The sequence below is a fragment of the Phycisphaerae bacterium genome (assembly GCA_012729815.1).
Taxonomy (GTDB): Bacteria; Planctomycetota; Phycisphaerae; order JAAYCJ01; family JAAYCJ01; genus JAAYCJ01.
In genome coordinates this window covers 1-3,570 of record JAAYCJ010000264.1, presented here as the reverse complement: position 1 = coordinate 3,570, position 3,570 = coordinate 1, and the positions used below count along the sequence as shown (strand labels likewise).

Genomic DNA, 3,570 nt, shown 5'->3' with positions numbered 1-3,570 from the left:
GCCGGTTCGGGCACCTCGACCGTATCGGGCACCAGGACGTGATAGGCCAGGGAGCCTGAGGAGGGTGCCGCATCCGGATCGGTGTCGGGGCAGGTCAGCCCGCTGTTCCACAGGGCGTTGAACACGCCGCCGACCTTTCCATCCTTGGCGTACAGGTCGCCCCAGACGGGGCTTCGCCAACTGTAAAAGCGGACGGTGAAGTCCGTGTCCCGTGCGTCGTCGAACTTGATGCCGTAGATATTATCGGGCATGTTTGGCTGGCTGCCGCCGGGCTTGAAGGTCTTGATTTCGATCGATCCGAAGGGGCCCTGGGCACCGAAGATGTTCTGGCTGGTGAAGCTGTCGGAGGCTTCGACGATCAGGTGGCTGACCTCGCCGCGCTGGACGTTCAGGGTGTACTGGTAGCACCACGGCTGGTCGTCGTCGCGGCTGACCGTCCAGGCGAGGGTGGCGCCGTCCCAGAACCAGATTCCGGTGCCGCTGAGTCCGCCGTCGGCGGTGCTGAGTTGCCCGGAATACTGGATCATCGCCGCCGCCGTCTGGCCCCATAGCCCCGCCACCGCCAGCGCGCACAGTCCACCCAGAAACAACGTGTTCTTCATGTTTCTCTCTCCACTCACCACTCGCGGATCGAGGGCTTCCTCTCCAGAAGCACCCGAACGCTAACCGCTATCAGGAGAAGCAGACATAAGAAGTGAAGAATCAGGCGCCCGCTGCGTCCTCTCTCTCCTCTCTGGCTTCTCTCCCTTGTGCGCCGCAGGACTACTGCGGAACACACGTCTCCCTACGATCCCTGCATTCTACCATACATCCAAGTGCTGTGTCAATACCGTTTCGCTCTTGTGGGCCGCGCCATTCAGCGGGTGATAATATCACGCGTATAATTGTTCAGAGGGGCGAACCAGCGTGTCGCACCGAGGGGGATGAATATGGCCGGTTCTCGCCAAGAGCTGTTGATCCACGATCTGCCGCAACTGCGCAACAGTTTTCACGTGTTTCGCGACCGGGCCGACGCGGGAATGCATCTGGCGAACATGCTGGAGGATTGCCGCGGTTCCGGCGCCCTGGTGATGGCGGTGCCGGCGGGAGGGGTGCCGGTGGGCGTGACGGTCGCCCGCGAACTGGAGTTGGCCCTCGACCTGGCGGTGGTCAGCAAGATCACGCTGCCTTGGAGCACCGAGTCCGGCTACGGCGCGGTGGCGTTCGACGGGACGGTGATGCTCAACGAGAAACTCCTGCCAGACCTGGGGCTTTCCGACGATCAGATCCAAGAGGGAATTACTCGCACGCGGGAAAAGGTCCGACGACGGAGCCGTGAGCTTCGGGGCGATCAACCGATACCGGAGCTATCCGGCCGAACGGTCATTCTGGTGGACGACGGGTTGGCCTCCGGGTTCACGATGAAGGTCGCGGTCCAGGCGTTGCGGAATCAGCGGTGCCGGGAGATTCTGGCGGCGACGCCGACGGCGCACGAACAAGCCGCTGCGTCGGTGGCCCAGGTCGCGGAGGCCGTCTACTGTCCGAACCTGCGGCACGGCTGGCAGTTCGCGGTAGCCGACGCCTACGAGGAGTGGTATGACGTCTCGGAGGACGAAGTCCGGGCGTTGCTGGCCGAGTTTGAGACGTTCCGTTCCTCGGCTAATCGGTGAAGACCACTCGGAAGCCGTAGCTGTAGCTGGCGCCCAGCGGACGGGAGCGATCGCGGCCGCTGGCGCGGCAGTCGTAGGCGATGCTGAGGAACGATCCGCCGCGGAGCACGCGGTAGGCGCCGGACGGCGGGCCGGCTGGGTCGTTCTGCGGAGAGACCTGGTAGTAGTCGGCGTCGTACCAGTCGGCGCACCATTCCCAGACGTTGCCGTGCAGGTCGTGTAGGCCCCAGGCGTTGGCGTCTTTGCCGCCGACCACGTGCGTGGCGTCGGCTGAGTTCTCGCCGAACCAGGCGACCGAGCCGAGCTGATTGGGGTCGTCGCCGTAGCAGTAGTTGGTGCTGCCGCCGGCGCGGCAGGCGTATTCCCACTCGGCTTCGGTGGGCAGGCGGACGGTTCGGCCGGTGCGATCCGAGAGTCGCTGGCAGAATGTCTTCGCGTCGAACCACGAGACCTTTTCGACCGGGCGGTCGTTGCCGATGAACTGGCTTGGGTTGACGCCCATCACCGCGTGGTACTGCTTCTGGGTGACCTCGAACTTGCCGACGTAGAACGGCTTGGTGATCTGCACCGTGTGCTGCGGGTGTTCATCGGACCAGCCGATGCCGGTCGGCGCTCCCATGACGAACGAGCCCGCTGCAATCCGCACCATCTGCATCTCGACGCTGGTTTCGTCGCATGGGATGGTGATGGTGGAGGCGCCGCCGGTGAGGGTGACGTTTCGCGTGGTCTGGTTCGAGAGGCCGCCGCTGTCGCGGACCTCGAGGCGTACGGTGTAGGTGCCGAGGGTCTCGTAGGCGTGCGAGCCGGTCTTGACCGTGGTCCAGTCGGTGTCCCAGGTTCCATCGTCGGTCCAGTCCCACCGAACGGCCAGTTCGCCCAGTGCATCCTGCGGGTCGGTTGAACTCGAAGCGTCCACGTAGACGGTCAGCACGCTGGTGGCGGCGAGGAAGGCTGCGGTCGGTTCGGTGTTGCTGCCTTCGGGAATGACTTCGAGGGCGGCGATCCAGGCCGTTTCGACGTCTGTCGTATCCGGTCCGGCCAGCGTGGTTTCGTAGAGCGTCGGCCAGGAGTCCGCGTGGCGGATCGAGCCGAGCAGGTCGTACGGGCCGTCCGCGGTTTCGGGAATGACCAGGTCGAAGCTGTAGTATTGCGTATCGTCTTCGGTCAGGCCGCCCGATACGTCCTCGATCTCGGTGCTGTTGGTCGTGGCTGGGTCGTGGCTGTCGTAGATGGGCGCGGCGTGGGCGGTTTGCGGTGCGATCACCAGCGTGCAGAGGGCGGGAAAGGCTCCACCGACGTTGGCGGCGGTCAGCGTGACGCGGGCGGTTTCGCCGGGAGCGAAGACGGTCTGCGGTTGTCCCGGGTCCGCTGTGTGCTGGATGCCGGTGATGTCGGAGACACGGTGCAGTGTCAGTTCCACCGACGGCAGCTCGGTGAAGGTCGCCTCGGCGATGGCGCTGAGTTCCATCGCGGGATGATAGGCCACGGCTTTGAGCACGGTGGTGCTCGTCAGCGTCAGCGGCTCGGTGTACTCCGGGCTGGTCAGGCCGGGCGGGCTGCCGTTGGTGGTGTAGAATATCTGCGCGTCCGGCGTATCGCAGGAGATGCTCACGTCGATCGAGCCGCGGAACGTCTGTCCGCCGGGGCTGAAGAGTGGAGTGGCGGCCCACGGGCGCGGCTCGAATTCGACGGTCACCGTCTTGTCGGCGTCCATGGTGACGGTGTTGGTCCGGGCGGTGGAGGCATCGTCGTCGGTGCCGGTCCAGCGCATCACGCCGTAGCCCTCAGCCGGTGCGGCGGTGACGGTGGCCACGGTCCCTTCCTCGTAGACGGCGTAGTCGGGCGAGACCGAACCCTGGCCGGCGGCGACGGTGGCGGTCAGGCTGTGGTAGCCGGGCGGCGGCGGTGGGGGAGGTGAGGG

Annotated in this window: 3 protein-coding genes; 1 reads left to right on the top strand and 2 read right to left on the bottom strand. The window is 65.4% G+C overall.

From position 1 onward, the window contains the following. Positions 1–602 (bottom strand): hypothetical protein (locus GXY33_17195; GenBank protein NLX06875.1); only part of this gene is annotated, 602 nt, incomplete at its 3' end. 327 nt (positions 603–929) lie between these two features. On the opposite strand from GXY33_17195, the gene GXY33_17190 reads away from it, so the two are divergent. Next, positions 930–1,649, top strand: coding sequence for a phosphoribosyltransferase (locus GXY33_17190; GenBank protein NLX06874.1), 720 nt, complete (start codon positions 930–932; stop codon positions 1,647–1,649). Here GXY33_17190 and GXY33_17185 read toward each other — a convergent pair. Continuing rightward, positions 1,639–3,570 (bottom strand): SUMF1/EgtB/PvdO family nonheme iron enzyme (locus tag GXY33_17185; GenBank protein ID NLX06873.1); only part of this gene is annotated, 1,932 nt, incomplete at its 5' end. The genes GXY33_17190 and GXY33_17185 overlap by 11 nt on opposite strands.